This is a genomic window from Chryseobacterium piscicola (genome assembly GCF_900156685.1).
Lineage (GTDB): Bacteria > Bacteroidota > Bacteroidia > Flavobacteriales > Weeksellaceae > Chryseobacterium > Chryseobacterium piscicola.
On sequence record NZ_FTOJ01000001.1, the window covers coordinates 285,986 to 310,807 of the forward strand.

Sequence of the window (24,822 nt, forward strand, 5' to 3'; positions counted from 1 at the left end):
TTTTGTTTTTAAAATTCTGATAGTCAAATATTTATTTTGATTAATGTCTTAAATTTAAAGAATTGCTGTTTTATATCATATTATCTAACTTCCCATTTTTTGAGTTAGGTTTTCATTTATCAAGATTTGTTTTTATAAAATAGCCGTTTTAAACACTGTATTTTTTTTTGTTCTTTACTTGTTTTTAGGATACTGTGATGTTTTTTTTAAATTACTTTAGGTAACCTATTGTCCATTTATAACATTGTTCTAGTTTAATAATTGTTATCACCTTTTTTTACTTTAGAATAATGGGTTCGGTATTGAAAAAGACTTTGTTTCCCGTTGCGTTTAGAAACGCAAGATTGATTGTGAAAGAATTTAGAATATTGATTTTCAATTAATTAAAATATTATTTTTAAATTCATAATTGGATTTATGTATTAAAATAGAATCAAATTCTCATTAATTTTAGTAAATTAATAATACTAAAATCCGATATTTTAAGAAAATATTTTACCTTTAGATGTTAAAAATATCAAATGGCAGACAAAACAAAATTTATTGACGAACTTTCAACAAGATATACTCCAAAAGGAGAACATATAATTCTGGGAAAAGGAATGCTAGACGGCGATGTTGTCACAGAGGTCAATGTCACGATTCCTTTAAAAACTATTAACCGTCACGGTCTCATTGCCGGAGCCACCGGAACCGGAAAAACAAAAACACTTCAGGTTTTCGCCGAGCAGTTTTCGCACGCAGGAATTCCTTCTTTGGTTTTAGATATTAAAGGAGATTTTTCAGGAATTGCTGAAGCCGGACAAATGAATCCTATCATTGAAGAACGCTATGCAAAAACACAGCTTCCTTACAATCCGCAGGCTTTTCCTGTGGAATTGATGAGCATTTCCGGAGGCAAAGGTGTGAAATTGCGAGCTACTGTAACAGAATTTGGACCTGTTTTGTTAAGTAAAATTTTAGAACTGAATGATACGCAGCAAAGCATCATGTCAATCGTTTTCAAATATTGCGATGATAAAGGTTTGCCTTTAATTGATTTAAATGATCTAAAAAAAGTTCTGCAATATGTTACGGATAACCCTCAAGGTAAAGCTGAATTATCAGCCAATTACGGATCGATTGCATCCGCTTCTTTGGGAACTATTTTAAGATCGATTGTTGCATTAGAACAGCAAGGAGCCGCAGATTTCTTTGGCGAACTGAGTTTTGATGTTCACGATTTGTTGGAAACAAGAGATGGAAAAGGGGTTGTTAATATTTTGAGAGTTGCAGATATTCAGAATAAACCGCAGCTATTCTCAACATTTATGCTTTCGCTTTTTGCTGAAATTTACATGACGTTTCCGGAAGAAGGCGACAGCGGAAAACCAAAATTAGTTCTGTTCATTGATGAAGCGCATTTGATTTTTGATGAATCTTCCAAGGCTTTGGTTTCACAAATTGAAACGATGGTAAAACTGATTCGTTCAAAAGGAGTTGGGATTTATTTTATCACTCAAATTCCGGGTGACGTTCCAGAAAATGTACTTTCTCAATTGGGTTTAAAAATTCAGCACGCTTTGAGAGGATTTACCGCAAAAGATAAAAAAGAAATTTCAAAAGCCGTAGAAAATTATCCAACTACTGAGTTTTACAATGCTTCTGAATTAATTCAGAATTTAGGAATCGGTGAAGCCTTTATCACTGCATTAGATGAAAAAGGAATTCCAACGCCTTTGGTTCACACCTATCTAATCTCTCCAGAATCAAGAATGGATGTTTTGAATGATGCTGAGGTTTCTGAACTAACTTCAAGATCTGCATTGGTTTCAAAATATGAAAAACCAATAGACAGTGAATCAGCCTACGAGATTTTGGTAAACAGAATGGAGCAGGCTGTTGAAAATTCAGCTCCCACAGAAAAAACTAAACCTATAAAAGAAGAACCGGGAATGTTTGAGCAGGTTTTAAAAAGCAGAGCCGGTAGAACTTTTGCCAATACTTTGATGCGAGAAGGTGCAAAAGCAATTTTGGGAATGTTCGGTTTGGGTGGAAGAAGAAGATAATCATTCATCTTTTTGCATTTTTAAACGTATTTTCATTATTTTAGCAGAATTGCCTTTTTATTAAATAGCATTATCAAAATTTAGAATTTTTGGTATAAAGCTTAAATAAGATTAAAATGTATTCAATTATAGATATAGAAAGTAATGGTGCAGGTTTCAGGAAAGAATGCATTATCGATATCGCCATTTTTAAATATGACGGTCACAAAATTGTAGACCAGTTTATTTCTCTTGTGAATCCGGAAAGTGATATTACACCATTTGTGCAAAAATTAACCAATATAAGCCCAAAAATGGTTAAAACTGCTCCTAAATTTCATGAATTGGCGAAAAGAGTCATAGAGATTACCGAAGGAACTACCTTAATTGGGCACAATATTGATTTTGATTTCAGGATGCTGCGCCAGTCGTTTCAAAGATTAGGGTATGATTATCAAATCAATACTTTAGATACAATTCCTTTGGCTAAGAAGCTGATTCCAGACGAAAAAAGCTATTCTCTGCAAAAATTAGTCAAATCTTTAGGAATTCCTTTGGTAAATGCCCATCGTGCAGAAGGTGACGCCAGAGCGACCTTAGAATTGTTTAAACTTTTGGTTTCAAAAGATACCGAAAACGAGATTATTCAGGAGCAGCACGAAGAGACCAACGCAAAGACTTACATCAACAAAATCAAACTTTTAACGCAGGATTTGCCAAGCGAAAAAGGATTTGTTTATTTCCAAAACGAATCTGGGAAAATTATTTTTTCAGATTATGTTCAGGATATCAATAAATTTTCAAAAAAACTCTTTAATTCTAAGTTGAAGAAATTTGAAGAAATTCAGCGCGATGTAGAACAGATTCATTTTGAACTCACTGGAAATGATATTATTGCTAAATTGATTTTAAACTCGAAAGGTATAAAAAAGAGAGATGTTTTACCCTTCGGGCTCTATTTTAGAAATAATAAATATGTAGCAGAAAAAAATACTTTAAATAAAAATGAAAAACCAATTTTGAAATTCAGAGCTTTCACGCAAGGTTCTAAAGCGGTGCAGTTTATCAATAATATCGATGAATACAAAGATGTGGAAGCATTTAAAAATAAAATTGATTTCAGAAAACGCAACGAACTTTGGCTGGGAAGTGGCAGGAGATTAGGAGAAAAGTTGTTTTTGATTATAGAAAACGGAAAAGCAGTTTCTTATGGTTTTTATGAATTGTTTACCCAAATTCAGACTTTGAATAAAATTTCAAAACTGAAAATAGATTTGATTTTACCCGGATCATATCTTACCAATGATTTGCAATTAGCTCTACTTAAAGGCGATTTTGAAACTTTGCCGCTGCCGAAATAATAAAATATTTTACAATTAGATAATTTTTGTTGTCACAAAATTACATTACCACAAAATTTTCCCAAAATAAATCTTATTTTTGCAAAAGAAAAAAATAAGCAATGCAAAATTTTAAACATAAACAAACCGGAAAAAAGGGAGCTGTAAAGTTTTCTAAGGTTTGGAATACGTAAAAGAGTTGCCTTGCATAAAATAATTATTGCGGCAGACTCTTCTCGAAGAATCTGCCTTTTTTTATGTAAAATTTAGAATATGAATCCAAAAGAATTATTAAAGATTGGCCAAGAATTTGGCACACCGGTGTATGTTTACGATGCCGAATCCATTAAAACTCAGTACGAGAAACTTACCTCTTCTTTTTTAAAACATACCAAGTTTTTTTATGCTGCAAAGGCATTAACAAACATCAATATTCTAAAATACATAAAGAACCTCGGTGCTTCTTTGGATTGCGTATCGATTAGCGAAGTAAAATTAGGTTTAAAAGCTGGTTTTACTAAAGAAAAAATATTATTTACACCCAATTGTGTAGACTTAGCTGAAATTGAAGAAGCTATGCAGCACGGAGTTCACATCAACATAGATAATATCTCTATTTTAGAGCAATTCGGGAATAAATACGGAAATACATATCCTATTTTTGTAAGAATCAACCCACATATTTACGCTGGTGGTAATCATAAAATTTCAACCGGACATATCGATTCAAAATTTGGTATTTCTATTCACCAGATGCGTCATATAGAACGTGTCATGAAAAGTACCAACCTGAACGTGGAAGGTCTTCACATGCATACCGGAAGCGAAATTAAAGATCCTGAAGTATTTTTGCAGGCTCTTGAAATTATGCTCGAATTATCTGAGCATTTCCCGAATCTGAAATATTTGGATATGGGAAGCGGATTCAAAATTCCTTACCAAGAAACTGATATGGAAACCGATGTGAAAGCTTTAGGGAAGAAGGTTGAAAAAGCTATTTCAGAATTTTCTAAAGAAACGGGTAAGAAATTTGAACTTTGGTTTGAACCAGGTAAGTTTTTGGTTGGAAAGAGCGGCTATTTATTGGTGAAAGCAAATGTGATCAAACAAACTACAGCAACAGTTTTTGTTGGAGTAAATTCAGGATTTAATCATTTGATTCGGCCGATGTTCTATGATTCTTACCATACGATTGAAAATTTATCAAACCCAAAAGGAGCAGAAAGAATTTATACAGTCGTTGGAAATATTTGTGAAACAGACACTTTCGCTTGGGACAGAAAACTGAATGAGGTAAGAGAAGGTGATGTATTAGCATTCCACACAGCCGGAGCTTACGGATTTGAAATGAGTACAAATTTCAACTCAAGATTAAAACCAGCTGAAGTTCTTTTCTTAGACGGAAAAGCACATTTAATAAGAAAAAGAGATGAATTTGAAGATCTTTTAAGAAATCAGATTGAAGTTTTATAATTATACAAAATCCGCATTTTATTTTGCGGATTTTTTTTAGTTAAACAATCATTGTTTCATTAAGAATCTTTAATAATTCATTATATTTGAAGATTAAATATCTGCTCTTGAAAATCAAGACAATATTATTTTTTTTAGTTCTATTTTTTCTTACTTGATGAGTGATTCTTTGAAGAAGTTTTATGTGATAGCCTGGGTATTCGGGCTTATTTTCTATTTTTTAGACTATGTTATCAGATCTGCACCCGCAGTGATGTTGCCACAATTGACCAGTCATTTCAATACCAATGATCTTGATTTGGTTTGGATGATTGGTACGTATTACTATACCTATTCCACCTGCAGCTTGCTTGCAGGGATTGCTCTAGATAAATTTGGAGGAAAAAAGTCTCTATTTGCAGGAACCTTTATTTTAGGACTAGGAGCTTTGTTTTTTTTAATGTCAACCCAATTTGCCGGAATTTCGGGAAGGCTTTTGCAGGGGGCCGGTTGTGCGTTTGCGTTTCCGGGTTGTGTTTATTTGGCGAGTAAAGGATTTTCTTCTAAATCTTTGGCGACGGCAATTGGGTTTACCCAGTGTTTCGGAATGTTAGGAGGTGCTTCAGGTCAATTTCTAGTCGGTCCTTGGATAGATTCGGGGATGGATAGTAATGCATTCTGGCTTTGGGCAGGTGTATTTACTATAATTACCGCTTTTGTACTGTATTTTGTGATACCGAAAGAAAATTCTGAACCCGAAATAGAAAAAAATTCTAAAAAATTAGGCTATTTTGAAACTTATAAAATTGTTTTTAAAAACCTACAATCTTGGCTTTGCGGTTTGGTTTCAGGATTATTATTTGCGCCCACCACAATATTTGCAATGACTTGGGCTGTTGCCTTTTTCGAAAAAGATAAACAATTTACCTTTCATGATGCTGCTATAACCAGCGGAATGGTGGCTTTTGGATGGGTTTTTGGATGCCCGTTGTTAGGGTTTATCACCGATAAATTGGGACGTAGAAAACCAGTTTTAGTTTGTGGTGCAATCTTGATGATTTTAAGTCTTTTACAACTTGCCTTCTTACCAGAGGTGTTTCCAGCAAAATTATCGATGTTTATTTTGGGAGTAGGTTCCGGAGCGGCGATGATTCCATATTCAATCATTAAAGAGGCCAATCCCGATTTTGTAAAAGGAAGTTCTACAGGAGCAATTAATTTTATCACTTTTGGCGTAACTACATTATTGAGTCCTGTCTTCAGTTATTATTTTGGTAGAAGTCTAGGATTATCAGACGCTAATAGCCATTTTCAAAACGCTTTGTTTTTTTGGATAAGTGGAATTGTATTGGCAATTTTTATTTCATTATTACTAAAAGAAACGGGTAAAAAATCGCACGAAATTTAATTTAAATTGATTAATTTGAAGCTATTTGGTGGGAAATTTGATGAGGTGTAAACAAATTCATTTACTATGAAATCTGCATTTATAATTTTGTGTTTAGCTTTATCGAATCTAGTTTTTGCCCAGCAAAATGATTTAGAGGATCAAGAATCTAATTTCGTTATTTCAGAGACCAATAAAAATATTCTTAAAATAGTGATTAACGATCCTTTGCAGGTTGCTGTAAAAGATTGTACAAGTTTCAAAGCAGCCAAAGTAGATGGAGGGGTTTCTAATTATACAGAAATTCTGAGGGAATATATGTTCAATTATCTCAATTCAGAATTTTATGTACTCAATGGTAATTTTACATTCACGCTTACCGTAAATGAAACGGGCAAAATTGTAAAAATCGATGCCGGGCCAAAAGTTGATAACAGCGAAATTTTTTTTGATGATATGAAATATATAATTAGAAGAATTAAAAACAGCTGGATACCAGCGAACTGCAATGGAAAACCTGTCGCGAGCGAAATTAAAATTAAAATGAATTTCAGCTCTGTAGCTACGGATATTTAATTTTTCTAAAAGAGAATTTAAAGCAAATCAGATTTTCATTGTAAAGAAAAAAGAATCTGAATTTTTCATTATGATTAAATTTACAATTTTGTAATTTTTATAACACGTCTTGTAGAATTATAAATTTTATTTTTGCATAAGCTCTCATTAATTTAGGGCTTTTGTTGTGATGAAAAATATTTTATTTTCAATTTTTGTCCTCTCATCGTTTATTGTAAAAGCACAAGATGAGTTTCAGGAATACTATCATTATGCTTCAGGGCAATATCCTTATCAGGGTGGAGAAGCTGCTTTCTATAAAGATTTTCATGAAATTGTTTCCAAAAACGGATTGCAACCTTGCGAAAATAAGGATGAGGTTTATAATCTGAAAGTGATAATTCCGGAGACAGGACCAATTAAATATCTTAAAGATGAAACCAATAAAGATGCAGCAGAAAAGTACAAATGCACTTATGATTTAGGTCTTAAAGTAGTTTCGTTAATGAATAAATGGAAACCTATAATTATTAACGGAGAGAAAAAACAGTCTGTTGCCCAATTTTATATCATCTCAGATCATCTTTTTGAAAAATATAAGGAAGGCTACATCCCCTCCGGAGAAATGGCGAATTATAAACATCAACCAGGCGGCGGTATCAATTCGTTTAGAAAACAAGTTGCAGAAAGAATTGATACGCGCGGATATAATTGGTCGAAATCTTTTACAATGATTGTAACTTTTGTAGTCAACACAGATGGCGAAACTGAAGATTATAAAGTCTTACAATCATCCGGATTACCAGAATTCGACGAAAGAGTTCTTCGAGGTATAAAAAGTGTTAAAGGAAAAAAACATCAGTGGACTCCCGGAAAAATTGATGGAGTTCCCGTGAAAACAAGATTTAGATTGCCTTTACGTTTTGGTGCACCAGAATAATTTCAGTAAGAAAAGTCAAATTTAGCTCCTGCCATTCTGTCACAATATTTTGTATCTTTGTAAATTAATTAAATTGAAAAAGTGCAAGAAAAATATATAGACGAAACAAAACAAGGTGAAGCGTTTGCCATTCTAGAAAAACCCGAAAATTCTAAAAAATTATTTCTGGAAAGCTACGGATGTCAAATGAATTTCTCAGATTCTGAAATCGTCGCATCCATACTTAATGAGCAGGGTTACAACACTACTTTGAAAGTAGAAGAAGCAGATTTGATTCTTCTAAATACTTGTTCTATCCGTGAAAAAGCTGAGCAAACCGTGAGAATGCGTTTGGCGCAATTTAAAAATCTTAAAAAAGAACGCCCCAATATGACGGTTGGTGTTTTGGGTTGCATGGCAGAAAGATTGAAAACTAAATTTTTAGAGGAAGAACAGCTTGTAGACTTGGTAGTGGGCCCAGATGCTTACAGGGATTTGCCTAATCTTTTGAAGGAAACCGAAGATGGGAGAGATGCTATCAACGTCATTCTCTCAAAAGAAGAGACATATGCAGACATCAATCCCGTTCGTTTGGGTGGAAATGGTGTGACTGCTTTCGTGACGATCACCCGTGGTTGCGATAATATGTGTACTTTCTGTGTAGTTCCTTTTACGAGAGGTCGTGAAAGAAGTCGTGATCCTCATTCAATCATCGAGGAATGTAAGAATTTGTGGGAAAATGGCTACAAAGAAATTACGTTATTAGGTCAAAATGTAGACTCGTATCTTTGGTACGGTGGCGGTCCTAAAAAAGATTTTGCAAAAGCTTCTGAAATGCAAAAATTAACAGCCACGAATTTTTCTCAGTTGCTTGATATGGTAGCGGTAGCGGTTCCGGAAATGAGAATCAGATTCTCAACTTCTAATCCCCATGAAATGACGGAAGAAGTTTTTAAAATGATTGCAAAACACGATAATATTTGCAATTACGTACATCTTCCCGTTCAAAGTGGAAGCGACAGAATTCTTCAATTGATGAACCGTCAACATACGCGTCAGGAATATTTAGATTTAATTAAAAAAGGAAAAGAAATAGTTCCAGATATTTCATTTTCACAAGATATGATTATCGGGTTTTGCACAGAAACCGAAGAAGATCATCAACTCACAATGAGCCTTATGCGAGAAGTGGAGTACGATTATGGCTATATGTTTTCCTACTCTGAAAGACCGGGAACGCCCGCTCACAAAAAGATGGAAGACGATATTCCTGCCGATGTAAAACAGCGTCGTCTTGCCGAAGTAATTGCTTTACAAGGCGAACTTTCCCGAAAAAGAATGCAAGGTTACGTTGGTAGAGTTCATGAAATTTTGATTGAAGGAATTTCAAAGAAAAACAAAAACCAATGGAAAGGAAGAAATTCCCAAAACGCAGTTTGCGTATTTGATATGAAGGAAGGCCAGAAATTGGGAGACATAGTGTCTGTTTTTGTGCACGGAAATACACAAGGTACGCTTTTAGGGGAAACGGTTAAGTAAATGATTTTTATGGCAGCTTTATCCGCCCTCCGTTCCCGCTTTTTTGCTCGTCGTTCCTCCTCGCAAAAAGAGCTCCACTCAGGTCGGGCTGCAAATTGTGTTTTCAATACAAGATTTGCAGCTAAAAGTAAAGATTTACAAAAAAAATGTTTATCATGATTGTCTCTAAAATTGATACAAATAAAGATATAAACAAGATTATAGTAAATTTTAGAAGAAAGCGTTATTAGAACATTACATTATTACAAGCATAAATGAAAAATATATTTCTCATCATATTGTTAATACCTCTGCTGATTAATTCTCAGACAGGAAAAGCAGTTTCAAAATACCCAAATCATGTAGGGAATATAGAATTTGATGAAAAGCTAGATGATCCTAATTTTAAAAGGTGTCTTGATGAGAAATATGTTTTTCAGTACTATAATGATTCAAAAGGGTTTCAATATAAAAGTGAAAAAAGAGAAATCGAAAAAGAAATTCAGACACTAAATCTTCCAGAAAATAAAGAAGCAAATGGCTATATTACGATTCGTTTTGTAGTCAATTGTGAAGGGAAATCTGGAATGTTCAGAATGCAGCAGATAGATAATGAATACAAAGAATATACTTTCAACAAAAAATTATCAGACCAGTTACTTAATTTCACAAAGAAATTAAATGGCTGGATCCCTAAAGAAATTGAGGAAAAAAAAGTAGACTATTACCAGTATCTAACCTATAAAATTGAGAATGGAAAAGTTTCAGAAATATTACCTTAGTCTTTTAATTCTCGTTGTTTATTCTAATTTACAATCACAGGTAAATTGTAATGTCATGCAAAGTGACGATTGCAAAAAGGCATGTGAGTTATTTAACTATTGGGGTGAATATCAGGGATTAAGAGAATCTCAGGAAGGTTTTGATAAAGCAATTGAATTATGCCCGAATTTCGCCAATTCTTACATGGAAAAATCAGTTCCATATTTGAAAAGGGGAGATTTTATTAATTGGAAAACCTTAATTGACAAGGCAGTACAACTTGATCCTGCAAAATATTTAGGCTATCGCGGATGGTGCAAATATCAGTTCCTTAGAGATTACAAAGGCGCAATTGCAGATATTGAGGCTTTAGAGAAAATTTATCCTACAGGATATTTAGGGTATTCAGCCAATGGCGATTACGAATTGCACATTGCAAAAGCAATTTGTTATTCAGCTTTAGGTCAAAAAAAGAAAGCGGTTTATATTATTGAAAATCAGTTGGCAAAAAAAGATCATAATATTGGTCTTTACGATTTTTATCAACTCGGTGTAACTTATTTTGAACTTGGGAAATATGACAAAGCTTTAATAAACTTCGAAAAACAAAGCAAGCAAAACGATTTTGCCGAAAATATTTATTTTAAAAGTAAAGTTGCAAAAATTCGGAACAAAGATTATTTAGATTTAAAAAAGATGGCTTTAAAAAGCTACGATGAAGGTAAAACCATGAAAGATGGGTACACACATCATTTCAACAAAGTTTACAGAGCAGAAATAGAAGAACTGTAAATTTTAAAAATCTTTAATTTTTTTAATCTTTAAATCAAGAAAATGGCAGACTTACAATCTATAAAAGCACGTTTTGGGATAATAGGAAATTTTCCAGCTTTAAACCGAGCTTTAGAAAAATCTATACAAGTAGCACCCACCGATATTTCCGTTTTGGTTATCGGGGAAAGTGGTGTAGGGAAAGAATTTATCCCAAAAATAATTCATTCCGAATCGAAAAGAAAACATCAGCCTTACATTGTGGTAAATTGCGGTGCAATCCCAGAAGGAACAATAGATTCTGAACTTTTCGGGCACGAAAAAGGCGCTTTTACGGGAGCTACAGCAACGAGAAAAGGGTATTTTGAAGTGGCTGACGGTGGGACGATTTTTTTGGATGAGGTAGGTGAATTGCCTTTGCAAACTCAGGTTCGTTTGCTTAGGGTTTTAGAAAGTGGAGAATTTATGAAAGTAGGGTCTTCGCAAATTCAGAAAACCAATGTAAGAATCGTTGCTGCAACAAATGTAAATATGATGAAAGCCATTCAGGACGGAAGATTTCGTGAAGATTTGTTTTATCGTTTGAATACAGTTCAGATTGATATGCCGGCTTTGAGGGAAAGAAAAGGGGATGTTCACCTGCTTTTTAGGAAATTTGCCATCGATTTTGCAGAAAAATACAGAATGCCGGAACTAGAACTAGAGGCAGGTGCAGTTCACTATATCGAAAACTATACTTTCCCAGGAAACGTACGTCAGCTGAGAAATTTAGTTGAGCAAATGACGGTGGTAGAACGAGAGCGAAAAGTTTCTGTAGCTAAACTTACAGAATATATACCAATGAATGCTCATTTGCCGATGGTAGTAAATCAGCCAAGCAGTCAAAAACAAACCGATTTTGGCAACGAAAGAGAAATTATGTACAAAATTCTCTTCGATATGCGGAACGATATAAATGATTTAAAATCCTTAACTTCCGAACTGATTAAAAATAGAGGAACGGCAGATCTCAGCAATCAAGAAAAAAATTTGATAAGCAGAATTTATACACCTGAAACACAGCCAGCTGCAAACTCTAATTCCTTATTGTATTTTGAAAATAATAATAACAATGATCAAAATGTACAAAATCCTACCATTATCTCAAATCCTGACGATAACTACGAAGATTTTGAAGATATTGAAATAGAAGAAAATAGACCAGAATCACTTTCTCTACAAAATAATGAAAAAGACTTAATTGTGAAGGCTCTTGAGAAGCACAACGGAAGAAGAAATAGAGCGGCAGACGAATTGGGAATTTCGCAAAGAACGCTATACAGAAAAATAAAACAATATAACCTAGAAGAATAAACTACAATATTATGAATGTGAATTTAACGCCTAAGCCAATCAATTTTAAATTTGGCGAATATATCAATAAAGGCTTCGAGCTTATGAAGAAAGACTTCGGCGGCGTTTTTGTGGGCTTTTTAGTGTGTTTACTGATGTCTATCATCCCTTTTTGTGGAATTTTAGCCATGGGTAATTTTTACAAATATCTAAGGAAAATAGACAAAAATCAACAAGCAAGTCCAGGCGATATTTTTGATTTTAAAGATTTTATGCCTTACCTTATTTTACAATTAATTATTGTGGGAGGTATTTTTGCACTTAGTATTCCTGTAGGTATTTTTGGGTTTTTGGGCGGCATTTCTTCTTACGGAAACGGAGAGCCAAGTGTAATGTGGCCTTTAATGATGATTCCTTTTATGATTTTAATGTTCATAGCGATATATTATTTTACTTTAAAAGGATTTTATATTTCTGCTCTTATCAGTTTCAAAGGAATTACAGACATCAAAACTGCTTGGAATATTTCTAAAGTGATGACGCAAGGGAATCTTCTCAATATTTTCCTTTTCTCTTTGGTTGTGAGTATTCTTGCACAAATAGGCGTGGTCGCCTGTGGTATTGGGGTTTTTCTAACACTCCCTTTTGCTTGTACCGCATATTATTATGCATTCGATGATGCAATTCAGCAGCTTGAGCGCGACGAAATTTCCGAAATAGGAATCAAAGACAAATATTAAATTTTAAAAGCGATGAATTTTCTCAGAAATCTTTTCATTCTATTCATATCCGCAGGAATTCTAAATTCTTGCTACAGCTTTACAGGTTCTTCTTTAACGGATGAAAAAACCGTGCAAATCAACGAGTTTCCAAACAATGCTCCGTTGGTAAATCCCACGCTTTCTCAACAGTTTTCAACAGATATTCAAAACAGATTTTTGCAGAGAACTACCCTGAAGGGTACAAAATCTAATCCCGATATTTTGATAGAAGGAGAGATTACAGATTATTCTATCACTCCTACCAACATCAGTTCAAATACCCAAGAAACTGCCGCAGGAACAATTCAAGAATCACAAAATAAATTAACGATTACCATAAAAGTACATTACGAAAACAAGCTGCATCCTGACGTGAGTTTTGATCGTACATATATGGACGAAGCTGCTTTTAACAGCAGTCTTTCGCAATCTGATATTGAAGTTTCTCAGGTGAAATTGGTGACAGACAGGATTATAAATAAAATTTTTAACGACATTGTAGCAAACTGGTAAGATGGAAACTAGAATTTTAGAGCTTTTGAAAGAGCCAAAAAATATTCAAAAAGAAGATCTTCAAATCTTGAGAGACGAGATAAAGGCATTTCCGTATCTACAAAGTGTACGTGCTTTGCATTTGTACGGAATCCATCTCTACGAATCTGAAAACTATCAAAAAGAACTTTCTAAAACGGCAGCTTATACTACCGATAAAAAAAATCTCTATCATCTCATTAACGGTAATATAGAGCGCCTTGCAATAGAGAAAACTACAGCTCCGGCTGTGAATGTTATAGAAACTAAAAAAGCAAACCCTATCTACGCTCAAAGAACCGGTGGCTTCCCAATAAAAAGAAATGTGGAGCAAACAAGTTCAGAAGAACAATCCGCTTATACTGCAATTCAACCCGAACCTGAGATTTCCAATAACCTGATTTTTGTGGAAGGCCAAAGAAATAGGATTCTTTTTGATGGTGAAGAAAATTTCTTGAACGAAGAAAATAGTGAGAAAATAGATATAGAATCTAGTTTGGAAGCAGGAAATTTGGTGACAGGGAAAACAAATGTTGTAGATAATCTTAATGATGAGAAACAAAACGAGATTGTCATTAATCAACCTGAAATTGAAGTTTTATCTCAAAACAATTTTACAGAAGAAGTTGAAGCAATTATTGAAGAAAAGGCCATTAGCTTTCAGGAAACTCCATCTCTTGAACTCAATACTCAGAATGAAATTAAGTTAGAGGAAAAAATTGTGGATGAAAAAGAGCTTTTTACCGCTGAAACAATTATTTCTGAAAATGGAATTCAATCACAAACCGAAAAAGAAAAAATTGAAGATAATTCTCAATTAAGTTTTCATGGCACAGAATCTTTTCTTCCTGAAGTAAAGATTGAATCTAAAACTGAGGCGCAAAAAGAAAGCACTACTACACCATTGTCTACTTCAAACAAATATGAAGATGAAATGCGTCGCCTGATAGAACAGGTAGAGCAGAAAATGAAAGAGGCTAAAAAAGAAGTTGCGACTAAAAATGTTCAAGATGTTCAAGAGGAACAAGAAGATCAAAATAGCATCCAAATCAGCTATGCCGAAACTCAGTCTTTTGAAATTGAAACCAAGCCTCAAAATGATGATAAAGAAGTACAAAAAGTAGCTGATGAATTTCAAAAAGCTCCTGCTATAGAATCTGTTATTCATGAAGAGAAAAAAGAAAGAGAAACTACTGAAGAAGTGAAATCTGATTGGAAACCAATGTCTTTTGAAAATAAAACGCTGGATTCTGTTATTATCAACGAGCATTTAAATTCAAAACAAGAAGAAGCAGTCATCAATCAACAAGAAATTGATACAAAAAAAACGCCCGAACTATCTGAACCTGCAAAAATTGAGCAAAACAAAGATGTAGTGTTAGAAAAAGATGGGGAAGAGATTGTAGTTGTTGATGATGTTGAGGATGATGTATTTGATAAGGGTAATCCAGGATTCAATCTTTCGTTTTTTGGAAATAATATCTCCACTTTTAGTAAAGCTTCTGATTCTAATACAGAGGAAGCTGAACCAAAAGCTGAAAAAGAAATTGAAGCAAAAACTTCTATTGACTCACTAGAAAAAGCGAGTGTATTAGACAGTAATGTTCCCAATTTTATCAACACATGGCAAAGTTGGCTAAAAATAGATCGAACTGATGAAATTGTAAAAGCCAAAACCGAAATTAAAGTTAAAGCAATTGAAAACTTCCTCGAGAACAATCCTAAAATCAGTCAATTAAAAGATGAGGTTACTTTTGTAGTAAAAGAGAAAACAGACGATATATCGCATTTGATGACAGAAACGTTTGCCAAGTTATATACTGAGCAAAAACTCTACACAAAAGCCATAAGTGCCTACCAAATTTTATGTGAAAAACATCCCCACAAAAAATCTTATTTTCAAGAAAAAATTCAGGAGATAAAAGACCTTAGAGGTAGATAAAGATATAAAGCAGATCAAACAAGATCTGCTTTTATTTTATTATGTTTATCTGTGAGAAGAGCTCTTTGTTAAAAATTTTTTCATCAATTTTTTTCCTCTAATGATGATGAAAATAACCAAAATAATACTCAAAACAGCAGCAATAAATGGCGCAACCATTGAGACGATGGTCATAAAACCTGCTCCTGCGGTTTCCGTAGTTCCCACAAGGAAGTTTCCTGTTCCTCCAGTAGTGGCGGTAGATGCAGCTCGTATGCCTGCAAATCCTGAGCTTATCGTGGCTGCTGTTCCTCCACCCGCAACAATCGCCAAAGCCCATTGCGGAAAGGTTCCCAAATCTGCAAACTGACTGGCAAATAGTATAGAGCCGGCAATGGTAGAAAGCGGTATAGCTACAGTGTCCAGAAGATGATCAACTAAAGGGATGTAGTAAGCCAAAATTTCAGCAATTGTGGCAATTCCTGTAGTAATCAACGTTGGCAGACCAGAAAGCCATTCAAAGCTATCACTTATAGGGATCCAGCCTAGATAAGAACTGAGGCTTACGGCAAATAAAGGAAGGAAAACTCGGAATCCTGTAGCAGCAGCAAGACCAATTCCAAAGAAAGCACTTGCAATAAAAGGGAAATAAGGTATATTGTCTAGCATTTTGTTTTCAAATTTGTGAAATTTAAAATTACTAAAAAAATTAAACTTTTAAGAGAATTGTTCTAGTAGTTTAATTTATACCTTAAACAAGATTAAAATTTTAAAATCCATAATGATTTAAAAGGTCTTAGAAACATTAAACTTAAATCTAAAAATCAATCTCCAATTTTCACTTCCTACGCTGAGCCAAACAAAGATTAGTAAACTGAAGTTCAACTTCCTGAAAAGTTTGAGGCTTTTCCGATGAAGCCCAGAAGAGCATTGCATGCGATTTTTCGCCGAAATTTTCTTTGTAAAGCTCCTTGTTTAAGCGGAAACATTCACGCAAAAGTCTTTTCAAGCGATTTCTGTCAACCGCTTTTTTAAAATATCTTTTAGAAACAGAAACCCCTAGTTTTAGTTCAGAAATGGGTGTGTTTTCTTTGTTTTTGAGAATAATAATTCGCAGATTTCCTTGGGTTCTCCATTTGCCTTTTTCAAAAAGAAAACCAATATCCGTCTTGCTTTTCAACTTTTCAGCTGAAGGATATTTAAAGTTCTGCATCGTCCAGATTTGTATTTTTTAATAGATGATTAATTACTTCAGAGGCAGCATAAAGCCCAAAAATAGCAGGCATGTAACTTATTGTGCCGTAGAACGATCTTTTGTAATTGCTTCCATCTGTCATTTTTAAGCTGTCTTCATCTTGAATTTCGTCTGAAAATACACAACGAACTCCTTTATCTATTTTTTCTTTTTTCAGCCTTTTTCTAATTTGTCTTGCGAGATGGCAATGTTGCGTTTTGTGGATGTCACGAACGAGTACTTTAGACGGATCTATTTTTCCACCAGCACCCATACAGCTTACAATTTTTATCTTTCTGCGTCTTGCAGCGATAATAAGTGAGGTTTTTGGGGTCACGCTGTCTATACAGTCTAAAATGTAATCGAATTTTTCAGAATCAAGAATTTCAGCCATCCTTTCCGGATTTAGAAACTCGTTGATCTTCTTCAGATTAAGCTTAGGGTTGATGTCTAAAAGCCGATCGCCAACCACATCTACTTTGTGCATTCCAACGGTAGAATGCAAAGCGGGTAACTGTCTGTTTACATTGGTAATATCTACGGTGTCACCATCTACAATTGTTATGCTGCCTACACCAGATCTGGCAAGAAACTCTGCGGCAAAAGAACCTACACCGCCCAATCCTACTACAAGAACAGTAGCGTTGTGAAGTTTTTCCAAACCCGTTTCTTTGATGAGAAGTTCTGTTCTTTCCAGCCAGTATTTATCCATTTCTTATAGTTTCTAGATTTATAAAGATTTGCTCCTGAAGATTTTTACTAGTTATTTTTTTGATTTCAGATACTTTTTGATACAGTTCTGCGATATCAAAATTTGAATCATCGGTCTCCAAAAACAATTTGTTTAAAGGAAAATCTTTCAAAGTATTTTGCAAAGATAAATTATACAAAACGGCTTTTCCAAAACTGAGATGAAAATTATTCGATTGAAGGTCTTCTGCAATTTTTTTCTTCTTATTAAAACCATGAATAATCATAGCTTGGTTTGATTTTTTTCTAAACGGAATCAATTCGTAAAACTTTCTTACACAATGTATTATTATGGGTTTTTTGAAATCGTTTGCAATTTTAATTTGCTCCAGAAAAACATGGTTTTGTACTTCAGAATCAGTTTCTACCAAAGAATCCAAACCGCACTCGCCAATTGCAAAGCATTCTTCAGAAATTGTGTGCTTTAACCACTGGAGTTGCTGATCAATATTTTTCGCCACAATGTTTTTCGGATGAATTCCGGCAGAGAAAGGGAAATCAGGAGCAGTATTAAAAAGTTCCAAATTATAAATTCCGTTGGAAAGATGAGGTTTGTGATGATGAAAGTCAAAATAAGACATCATCAAAAGTAATGAATTTAAGTTGTAATATTTTAAACAGTGGTTTGTAGATTTTGTTTAAAATTTTTATAACTTTAAGGCAAAGTCAGTTCGGATGAAGAAAAAGTTCACGGAAAAACAAATTCATATTTTAGATATTGCAGAAGAATTAATTGCCAAGAAAGGGTATGAAGGTACTTCGGTGAGGGATATCTGTTCAAAAGCCAATATTAATGTCGCAATGATTTCATATTATTTCGGATCTAAAGAAAAAATGATGTCTTACCTCTATCAATATAGGGTTTTGAAAACGAGAGAAAATTTTTCTGAATTTGCCGATACCATAAAATATGGCAAGCCAGAAATGCAAATGAAAGAAATGGTAAAATTTATCATCGCTCAGCTTTTCAAATACAATTATTTTCACGGCTTTGTTACACAAGAACTAAGACATTCTGATCAAGTGAAAAATGAATTGTTAGATTGTTATCAGCTTTTTGTGAAGAAAATTGATGAAGTAATAAAAAAAGGAGTGGCATCCGGAGTTTTTACTTTTGCTCCAAAACCAGAAGATTTGCTTACAGTTATTATTGGTGCAGCCTTGTTTGTCATTAGAAACAAAAATTTTTATGAAATTTATGTTCCTCACAAAGATTTTGATTCCTATGATAAAGAAGCGGAAAAAAAGGTAAGAGTGAACACATTGATGACTGTTTTTGCAATTTTGGGATACGCTGTAGACTAATTTTACGTTAAATAATCATAAAAAAAAATCATTTGGCAAAAAAGTTTTATTTTTGCAAATTAAAAGTTCGGAAAAATACCGAATCTGTTGAAATCTTTATGAAAAAGTATATTTTAGGTATTTTCGCTGTAGCGGTACTTGCTGCCTGCAAAAGCACTCAGCAAAAAGCATTAACAAGTGCGGATAAAACTTTTATCCTCAAAACTGCCAACGAAAATTTTGCTAAAAAGAAATGGAAAAATGCTTTGGCATTGTACGATAGACTTCCTAATCTTGTTGCAGGTACAGATGATGCACCGAATGTGGTTTTTAATTCGGCTTATGCCAATTATTACGACAAAAATTATAAACTGGCAGGGCATCAATTTAAGAATTTTGCGGTAAGTTTCCCGCAAGACAGCAGAAAAGAAGAAGCTGCTTATTTGTCTGCTTTGTGCTACTACAATGGTTCCATGGATTATAATCTGGATCAAACTAGTACAGAATTAGCAATTAATGAGCTTCAAGATTTCTTAACCAATTATCCAAACTCTGAAAGAGGTAAAAACATCAACACCATGATTGATGAGCTTACTTACAAATTGGAATTTAAATCTTACGAAAATGCAAAACATTATTATAAAATGGGAGATTACAAATCTACCGGTGTGGCATTTGAAAATGTTTTGGAAGATTTCCCAAGTACAAAGCTTCGTCCCAAGATTTATGATTATATGATGAATGCGCGCTACTCTCTAGCAATGGGTTCTAATTATGAACTTAAAGACGAGCGTATTGAAAGTGCTTTAGCATTCACGAAACAAGTTGAAAAAGAGCTTCCAAATTCAGAATACTCTAAAACAGCTGTAGATCTTAGAGAAAAACTTGAAAAAGAAAAGAAAGCTTTTGTCATCGTAAAGAAGCAAAACGAAGAAAGAATAGCTTTGTTTACAGAAAGACAAAAGAAATTGGCAGATCAACAGAAGCTAAAAACAAAAAACAACGAGCAAATCAAAGATCAGATGGATAACGAAAAGCAAGCAAAACAAATGCAGAGAGACAGTGCGGTACTTCAAACCCCACCTCCCGCAGCTACTTTCAAAATCCAAAGATAAGTTGTACATTTGCCATCTTAAATATAAATTAATTTTCTCAAAATGAGCGTAAAAGATACAAAAGCAGAAGTAAATACTATTACTTACGATAAAGACAAGATTGAAGCAAAAGTAGGATCAATCTATGAGGCGATTGTTATCATGGGCAAAAGAGCAGAGCAGATCAACGCAGAAATTCGTACAGAGCTTCACAATAAATTGGATGAATTTGCAGTGCACAATTCTACATTAGAAGAAGTTTTCGAAAATAGAGAGCAGATCGAAATCTCTAAACATTACGAAAAACTTCCGAAACCAACTTCTATAGCAATCGAAGAATGGTTAAACGGAGACGTTTACTTCAGAAAAACTGAAGAAAGAAAGTAACACAATAGGTGTTTTTATAAACAAAGGTCATAAAAGGAATTTTTCTTTTTATGACCTTTGTTGATTACAGCAATGTGGTTCGCTAAAAATTAAGTATTTTAGTGCTTTAAAATTATTTTTAATGAGTATTTCAGGAAAAAAAATTCTTATTGCAGTATCCGGTGGCATTGCTGCTTACAAAATACATTTCCTGATTCGGGATTTAATAAAGCAAGGTGCAGATGTTCAGGTAATTATGACTCCTGATACAGAGCGGTTTGTAACGAAACTTAGTCTTTCAACTTTATCTAAAAAGCCAGTCTATAGCGATTTTTTCGGAGATAACGGAACCTGGAATAACCATGTAGAATTGGCTCTCTGGGCAGATGTGATGATTGTAGCGCCTTGCACAGCAAACACCTTGGCCAAAATGGTTAATGGTATATGTGATAATTTGGTAATCGCTACTTATATGTCTGCAAAATGCCCAGTCATTATTGCACCAGCTATGGATTTAGACATGTACAAACATCCTTCTACACAAAAAAATATTGATCTTGCAGAAAGTTTTGGGCATATTGTTATCCCAGCAGAAAGTGGCGAATTAGCCAGCGGATTGGTAGGGCAGGGAAGAATGGCAGAGCCGGAAACTATTACAAAAACAATTGTGCAATTTTTTAATTTTAATCTGAAAAAAAATTTAGAAGGAAAAATAGTTTTGATTACTGCAGGACCTACTTATGAAGCAATTGATCCTGTGAGATTTATAGGAAATCATTCTTCTGGGAAAATGGGTTATTCGTTGGCGGATGAAGCTGCGAGAAGAGGCGCAAAAGTAATTTTGATTTCTGGACCAAGTTCTGAGAAAGTATCTGAAAAAAATATTGAAATCCACAAAGTGACCTCCGCAAAAGAAATGTTTGACAAGGTTTTTGAATTCTACGATACGGCAGACATCGGTATTGCAAGCGCCGCTGTAGCAGATTATACACCGAAAATGGTAGCTACGGAAAAAATCAAAAAAAATGACGAAAGTTTCACCATCGAATTAATTAAAAATCCGGATATTCTGAAAACAATGGGTGAGAAGAAAAAACATCAGTTTCTGGTTGGTTTTGCTCTCGAAACTCAAAATGAAGAAGAAAATGCCATAGGAAAACTTCACAAAAAAAATCTCGATATGATTGTTTTGAACTCGTTGCGTGATGCCGGAGCAGGATTTAAAAATGATACCAACAAGATTAAAATTTTTACGCCCTCAGAAAAGAAAGAATTTGATCTTAAATCTAAAGATTCTGTTGCTATAGATATTCTTGATTTCGTTGAAAATCAATATTTAAAATAAATTTAATAAATTTCCGTTCTCAATCTTACTATTCGAAATGAAAAAATACATCATCATACTTTTTCTGCTATTAATTTCTCATCTGTCGTTTGCGCAGGAAATTCTTGCAACAGTACAAGTTAATACTCAGCAGATACAGGGAAGTAATCAGCAGGCTTTTAAGGCTTTAGAGAAAAGTTTAAGAGACTTCATCAATAATACCAGCTGGACGGGTAAAAAACTCCAAAACTTTGAGAAAATAAAATCAAATTTCTCACTTGTATTAAGCGAACGAGATGGCAACAGATATCGTGGAAGTATTGTAGTGCAAGCGGTTCGCCCAGTTTACAACTCATCTTACGAATCGCCACTGCTCAATCTTCAGGATACAAAATTTGCATTTGAATATGTAGAAAATGAAAATCTTGTTTTCAATGAAAGGCAATTTTCTGGTAAAAATTTAATCGATGTTATTAGTTTTTATGTTTACGTTATCTTAGGTTACGATGCAGACAGTTTTCAGTCTTCCGGAGGTACACAATATTTCGCAAAAGCACAGCAGATTGCACAAAATTCACAAAACAGAGGCTATGAAGGCTGGAATCAAATCAATGAGCCAAGAAGTCGTACCATTTTAATCGGGGAGATTTTAAATCCAAACATGAGCCAACTTCGTGCAACGATGTACACGTATTACAGAGCAGGTTTGGATAATCTTTATAATCAAGATCAAAGCCAGGGCAAGAAGAATCTTTTTGATGCACTCATGCAGTTGAAAATGTATGAAAACAACTTTCAGCAGAATTATTTTTTCAATCTTTTTATAGATAATAAGAGCGATGAAATTTACAATGTTTTCAACTCAAACAACAATGGTGGAGTAAATATTGCAGATTTGAAGCAACTCATGATTACATTTGCACCAAAATTTGCAGAAACCAAGTGGAATAAGTGGAAATAGATTCTTCTAATTATTTAATTGATTTCTTTTAATCAGCAACCTAACGCCCAAATTGTTATCGTTCTATTTAATATTTGTACTAAAGCGAATCTCTAGAAACCAGAAACGCTTTTTTAGTTAGCAACTTAAATCACTTAATGGAAAAAAATCATAAACATTTTCTTAGATTGAAGCTTCATTGATAGTTACAATTTTAAAAACGCTATTTTCATAACTTGTATAATTGTTGAATTCTCATTACTTAAATTTATATTTGCAGTTCAAATGCAGATGTCACAAATATGCTTTCCAGAATCTATATCAAAAACTTTGCACTCATCGATGTGCTTGAAGTTAATCTAAATAAAGGATTACAAGTCATTACGGGAGAAACCGGTGCCGGAAAATCTATTATCCTCGGCGCTCTTCGCCTTATTTTAGGTGAAAGAGCTGATTTGAAATCTATTTCAAAAGCAGAGGAAAAAAGTGTTGTAGAAACAGAATTTGATCTGAACAATCAGTTTAAAAAATTCTTCATCGAAAATGATCTCGATTATGAGCATCAAACCATTATCCGAAGAGAAATATTACCTTCAGGAAAATCCAGAGCATTTATCAATGATGTTCCGGTGACTTTGGATGTGTTGAAAGAATTGACTTCACAATTGATTGATATTCATTCACAATTTGAAACCTCGAATCTTTTTACGGCTGATTATCAGTTTAAAATCATTGACGGACTTTCTGAGAATAAAAAGATTATTGAAGACTATCAACAGGATTTTTTAGAATTTCAAAGTTTAAAAACTCAGCTTAAAAAATTCCAGATACAACTTTCCGAAAACACCAAAGAAAGTGATTACAAACAGTTTCTTTTGAATGAATTGGAAGACTTGAAACTAGATGATGTAGATTATGACGAGTTGCAAAATCATCTTTCTGTGCAGGAAAATGCAGGAATGATTTCCGAAAATATTGCCCAGATTCTTTCAAGATTTCATCAGGAAGAAATTGGGATTCTTTCTTTCTTTAATGAAGCTAAAAATAAACTTTCAAAAATTGCCGAAGTTTCTCATTCTTTTTCTGAATTGGATGAAAGGCTTGAAGGTTCTTTTGTTGAGCTTAAAGATATTCTTCAGGAATTGGAAGATGAAGCTGAGAAAATCGAAATCAATCCTGAAAATTTAGCCATACTTTCTGAACTCAATAATAAAATTAATGCTTTGCTTCTGAAGCATAATGCTCAGGACGTTAATGAATTAAAAGAAATCCGAGATCAGTTGTCTGGTGAGCAAAAAGGAACTGAGGAAATTGAAGCCAATATTGTTGAGATTGAAATCAATATTGCTAAAAAAGAAAAATCACTTCAGTCTCTTGCTGAAAAACTTTCAAAAAACAGAAAGAAAAATGTTCCCGTTTTTATCAAAAAAGCGGAAGATTTATTAAAAAAATTAGGTCTCGAAAAAGCAAAAGTCGACATCGAATTAACCGACGTTCCGGAATTTAATCAATTCGGAAAAGAAAATATTCAACTTTTGTTTCAGGCGAATTCAGGTTTTCCTTTGAAGCCTATTCAGACTGCCATTTCTGGTGGTGAAAGATCTCGTGTGATGTTGGCAGTAAAGAAAATCATTGCCGAAAGCGATATGCTTCCAACGCTTATTTTAGACGAAATCGACACCGGAGTTTCCGGAAAAGTAGCCGAAGAAATAGGAAATCTGATGCGAGAAATGTCTCAGGATATGCAGTTGATTGTTATTTCTCACTTAGCGCAGGTTGCCGCAAAAGGAAATGATAATTACAAAGTGGTAAAAGAAGATGTCAACGGCAAAACTCAATCAACAATTATCACATTAAGTGAAGAAGATAAGCTGAATGAAATTGCACAGCTGCTTTCCGGAAGTAAGATTACGGAAGCGGCGATGGCACAAGCGAGGGAATTGATTGGGTAATTAGATATTATTGAAGTATGAAAATTTTATTTGTAATTTTTATGTCTTTGGTAGGCAATGTTATTTTTGCTCAAGGTGATTCCGAAAAAGATTTTCAAAAACTATTTGTTGGGTTGAATGTGGACCGTAGCCCCGAAGAAATAATTTTAGGATCTAACCTGAAATTTGAAAAAATTACTAGGACACAGGAGATTACAGGAGAAACTATTACAATTTACCATTCAAAATATGACAAAAATGTCATGATAAAATCAAAGATACTGGATGCTGAAGTTTGGATAGAGCAACAAGATTTTGAGAAAGACCTTGGGCGACATACCGTTTCTCAGAGAATAGCGTTTCCAAATTATGAAGCTTTGATTGTTGAGTACAATAATGTTTTCAATAAATTTGAACCCTATGCTTCTAATATTATGGGTGAATCGCCTGAGAATGAAAGCGAAGGAAAGGATATTCAGACAACATTAACCATAAAAGATGATGTTGCTGTAAGATATTTTAATTTGTCCTATCGCATACCCAAGAAGGAACATCAGGCTAAAACCCAGTATTTACTTATTAGCTATCGTTATAGAAGATGGTAATTAATTATTCTTTTGTTA

24 protein-coding genes are annotated in these 24,822 nt (G+C 33.9%); 20 read left to right on the forward strand and 4 right to left on the reverse strand.

Features of this window, described 5'->3' with window-relative positions:
• Positions 1 to 521: 521 nt before the first annotated feature.
• The 13 genes from BW939_RS01375 to BW939_RS01435 all read left to right on the forward strand — a co-directional run bounded on the left by BW939_RS01375 (position 522) and on the right by BW939_RS01435 (position 15,297).
• A complete protein-coding gene (locus BW939_RS01375) occupies positions 522 to 2,048 on the forward strand; it encodes a helicase HerA-like domain-containing protein (RefSeq protein WP_076449060.1) in 1,527 nt (508 codons plus the stop codon).
• A 116-nt stretch (positions 2,049 to 2,164) separates the two neighbouring features.
• Positions 2,165 to 3,388, forward strand: coding sequence for a 3'-5' exonuclease (locus BW939_RS01380; protein WP_076449061.1), 1,224 nt, complete (start codon positions 2,165 to 2,167; stop codon positions 3,386 to 3,388).
• Between the two features lie 252 nt (positions 3,389 to 3,640).
• Complete coding sequence (gene lysA, locus BW939_RS01385) at positions 3,641 to 4,840, forward strand: diaminopimelate decarboxylase (RefSeq protein WP_076449062.1); 1,200 nt, start codon at positions 3,641 to 3,643, stop codon at positions 4,838 to 4,840.
• A 184-nt stretch (positions 4,841 to 5,024) separates the two neighbouring features.
• Complete coding sequence (locus BW939_RS01390; RefSeq protein WP_228417071.1) at positions 5,025 to 6,227, forward strand: MFS transporter; 1,203 nt, start codon at positions 5,025 to 5,027, stop codon at positions 6,225 to 6,227.
• 66 nt (positions 6,228 to 6,293) lie between these two features.
• Positions 6,294 to 6,782 carry a hypothetical protein gene (locus BW939_RS01395; protein ID WP_076449069.1) on the forward strand — a complete coding sequence of 163 codons (489 nt, stop codon included), beginning with the start codon at positions 6,294 to 6,296 and terminating at the stop codon, positions 6,780 to 6,782.
• A 169-nt stretch (positions 6,783 to 6,951) separates the two neighbouring features.
• Entirely contained in the window at positions 6,952 to 7,701 is a 750-nt protein-coding gene (locus BW939_RS01400) for an energy transducer TonB (RefSeq protein ID WP_076449071.1), read from the forward strand.
• Between the two features lie 81 nt (positions 7,702 to 7,782).
• Complete coding sequence (gene miaB / locus BW939_RS01405; protein ID WP_076449072.1) at positions 7,783 to 9,219, forward strand: tRNA (N6-isopentenyl adenosine(37)-C2)-methylthiotransferase MiaB; 1,437 nt, start codon at positions 7,783 to 7,785, stop codon at positions 9,217 to 9,219.
• Between the two features lie 254 nt (positions 9,220 to 9,473).
• Positions 9,474 to 9,980 carry a hypothetical protein gene (locus BW939_RS01410; RefSeq protein WP_076449074.1) on the forward strand — a complete coding sequence of 169 codons (507 nt, stop codon included), beginning with the start codon at positions 9,474 to 9,476 and terminating at the stop codon, positions 9,978 to 9,980.
• 55 nt (positions 9,981 to 10,035) lie between these two features.
• Positions 10,036 to 10,752 carry a tetratricopeptide repeat protein gene (locus BW939_RS01415; RefSeq protein WP_228417073.1) on the forward strand — a complete coding sequence of 239 codons (717 nt, stop codon included), beginning with the start codon at positions 10,036 to 10,038 and terminating at the stop codon, positions 10,750 to 10,752.
• Between the two features lie 42 nt (positions 10,753 to 10,794).
• Positions 10,795 to 12,084, forward strand: a complete 1,290-nt coding sequence (locus BW939_RS01420; protein WP_076449077.1) for a sigma-54 interaction domain-containing protein — start codon at positions 10,795 to 10,797, stop codon at positions 12,082 to 12,084.
• 11 nt (positions 12,085 to 12,095) lie between these two features.
• Complete coding sequence (locus tag BW939_RS01425; protein ID WP_076449078.1) at positions 12,096 to 12,803, forward strand: hypothetical protein; 708 nt, start codon at positions 12,096 to 12,098, stop codon at positions 12,801 to 12,803.
• 12 nt (positions 12,804 to 12,815) lie between these two features.
• On the forward strand, positions 12,816 to 13,337 hold the full coding sequence (locus BW939_RS01430; protein WP_076449080.1) for an LptE family protein: 522 nt from the start codon (positions 12,816 to 12,818) through the stop codon (positions 13,335 to 13,337).
• Position 13,338: 1 nt separating this feature from the next.
• Positions 13,339 to 15,297 (forward strand): hypothetical protein, encoded by a 1,959-nt coding sequence (locus tag BW939_RS01435; RefSeq protein ID WP_076449081.1) that lies wholly within the window; start codon positions 13,339 to 13,341, stop codon positions 15,295 to 15,297.
• Positions 15,298 to 15,342: 45 nt separating this feature from the next.
• On the opposite strand, the gene BW939_RS01440 is transcribed toward BW939_RS01435, so the two are convergent.
• The 4 genes from BW939_RS01440 to BW939_RS01455 form a co-directional block, all read right to left on the reverse strand.
• Positions 15,343 to 15,945: a DUF4126 domain-containing protein gene (locus tag BW939_RS01440; protein WP_076449082.1), complete on the reverse strand. Its 603-nt coding sequence runs from the start codon at positions 15,943 to 15,945 to the stop codon at positions 15,343 to 15,345.
• Between the two features lie 169 nt (positions 15,946 to 16,114).
• Positions 16,115 to 16,489: a ribonuclease P protein component gene (gene rnpA / locus BW939_RS01445; protein ID WP_076449083.1), complete on the reverse strand. Its 375-nt coding sequence runs from the start codon at positions 16,487 to 16,489 to the stop codon at positions 16,115 to 16,117.
• The gene (locus BW939_RS01450; protein WP_076449084.1) at positions 16,476 to 17,222 is read right to left on the reverse strand and encodes a tRNA threonylcarbamoyladenosine dehydratase; all 747 of its coding nucleotides are present in this window, start codon (positions 17,220 to 17,222) and stop codon (positions 16,476 to 16,478) included. The genes rnpA and BW939_RS01450 overlap by 14 nt, the downstream gene beginning before the upstream one ends.
• Entirely contained in the window at positions 17,215 to 17,844 is a 630-nt protein-coding gene (locus BW939_RS01455) for a TatD family hydrolase (RefSeq protein ID WP_228417075.1), read from the reverse strand. Before BW939_RS01455 ends, BW939_RS01450 begins: the two co-directional genes overlap by 8 nt.
• Positions 17,845 to 17,935: 91 nt before the next feature.
• On the opposite strand from BW939_RS01455, the gene BW939_RS01460 reads away from it, so the two are divergent.
• From BW939_RS01460 to BW939_RS01490, 7 genes are all read left to right on the forward strand, one after another.
• On the forward strand, positions 17,936 to 18,565 hold the full coding sequence (locus tag BW939_RS01460) for a TetR/AcrR family transcriptional regulator (RefSeq protein WP_076449086.1): 630 nt from the start codon (positions 17,936 to 17,938) through the stop codon (positions 18,563 to 18,565).
• A 98-nt stretch (positions 18,566 to 18,663) separates the two neighbouring features.
• Positions 18,664 to 19,659, forward strand: a complete 996-nt coding sequence (bamD, locus tag BW939_RS01465; protein WP_076450084.1) for an outer membrane protein assembly factor BamD — start codon at positions 18,664 to 18,666, stop codon at positions 19,657 to 19,659.
• A 42-nt stretch (positions 19,660 to 19,701) separates the two neighbouring features.
• The gene (locus BW939_RS01470; protein WP_076449087.1) at positions 19,702 to 20,025 is read left to right on the forward strand and encodes a DNA-directed RNA polymerase subunit omega; all 324 of its coding nucleotides are present in this window, start codon (positions 19,702 to 19,704) and stop codon (positions 20,023 to 20,025) included.
• 121 nt (positions 20,026 to 20,146) lie between these two features.
• Complete coding sequence (gene coaBC, locus BW939_RS01475; protein ID WP_076449088.1) at positions 20,147 to 21,349, forward strand: bifunctional phosphopantothenoylcysteine decarboxylase/phosphopantothenate--cysteine ligase CoaBC; 1,203 nt, start codon at positions 20,147 to 20,149, stop codon at positions 21,347 to 21,349.
• A gap of 37 nt (positions 21,350 to 21,386) precedes the next feature.
• Positions 21,387 to 22,289 carry a type IX secretion system protein PorD gene (porD, locus tag BW939_RS01480; RefSeq protein WP_076449089.1) on the forward strand — a complete coding sequence of 301 codons (903 nt, stop codon included), beginning with the start codon at positions 21,387 to 21,389 and terminating at the stop codon, positions 22,287 to 22,289.
• A 281-nt stretch (positions 22,290 to 22,570) separates the two neighbouring features.
• A complete protein-coding gene (locus BW939_RS01485) occupies positions 22,571 to 24,220 on the forward strand; it encodes a DNA repair protein RecN (protein ID WP_076449091.1) in 1,650 nt (549 codons plus the stop codon).
• A gap of 17 nt (positions 24,221 to 24,237) precedes the next feature.
• Positions 24,238 to 24,804 (forward strand): hypothetical protein, encoded by a 567-nt coding sequence (locus tag BW939_RS01490; RefSeq protein WP_123891545.1) that lies wholly within the window; start codon positions 24,238 to 24,240, stop codon positions 24,802 to 24,804.
• The last annotated feature ends 18 nt before the right edge of the window (positions 24,805 to 24,822 follow it).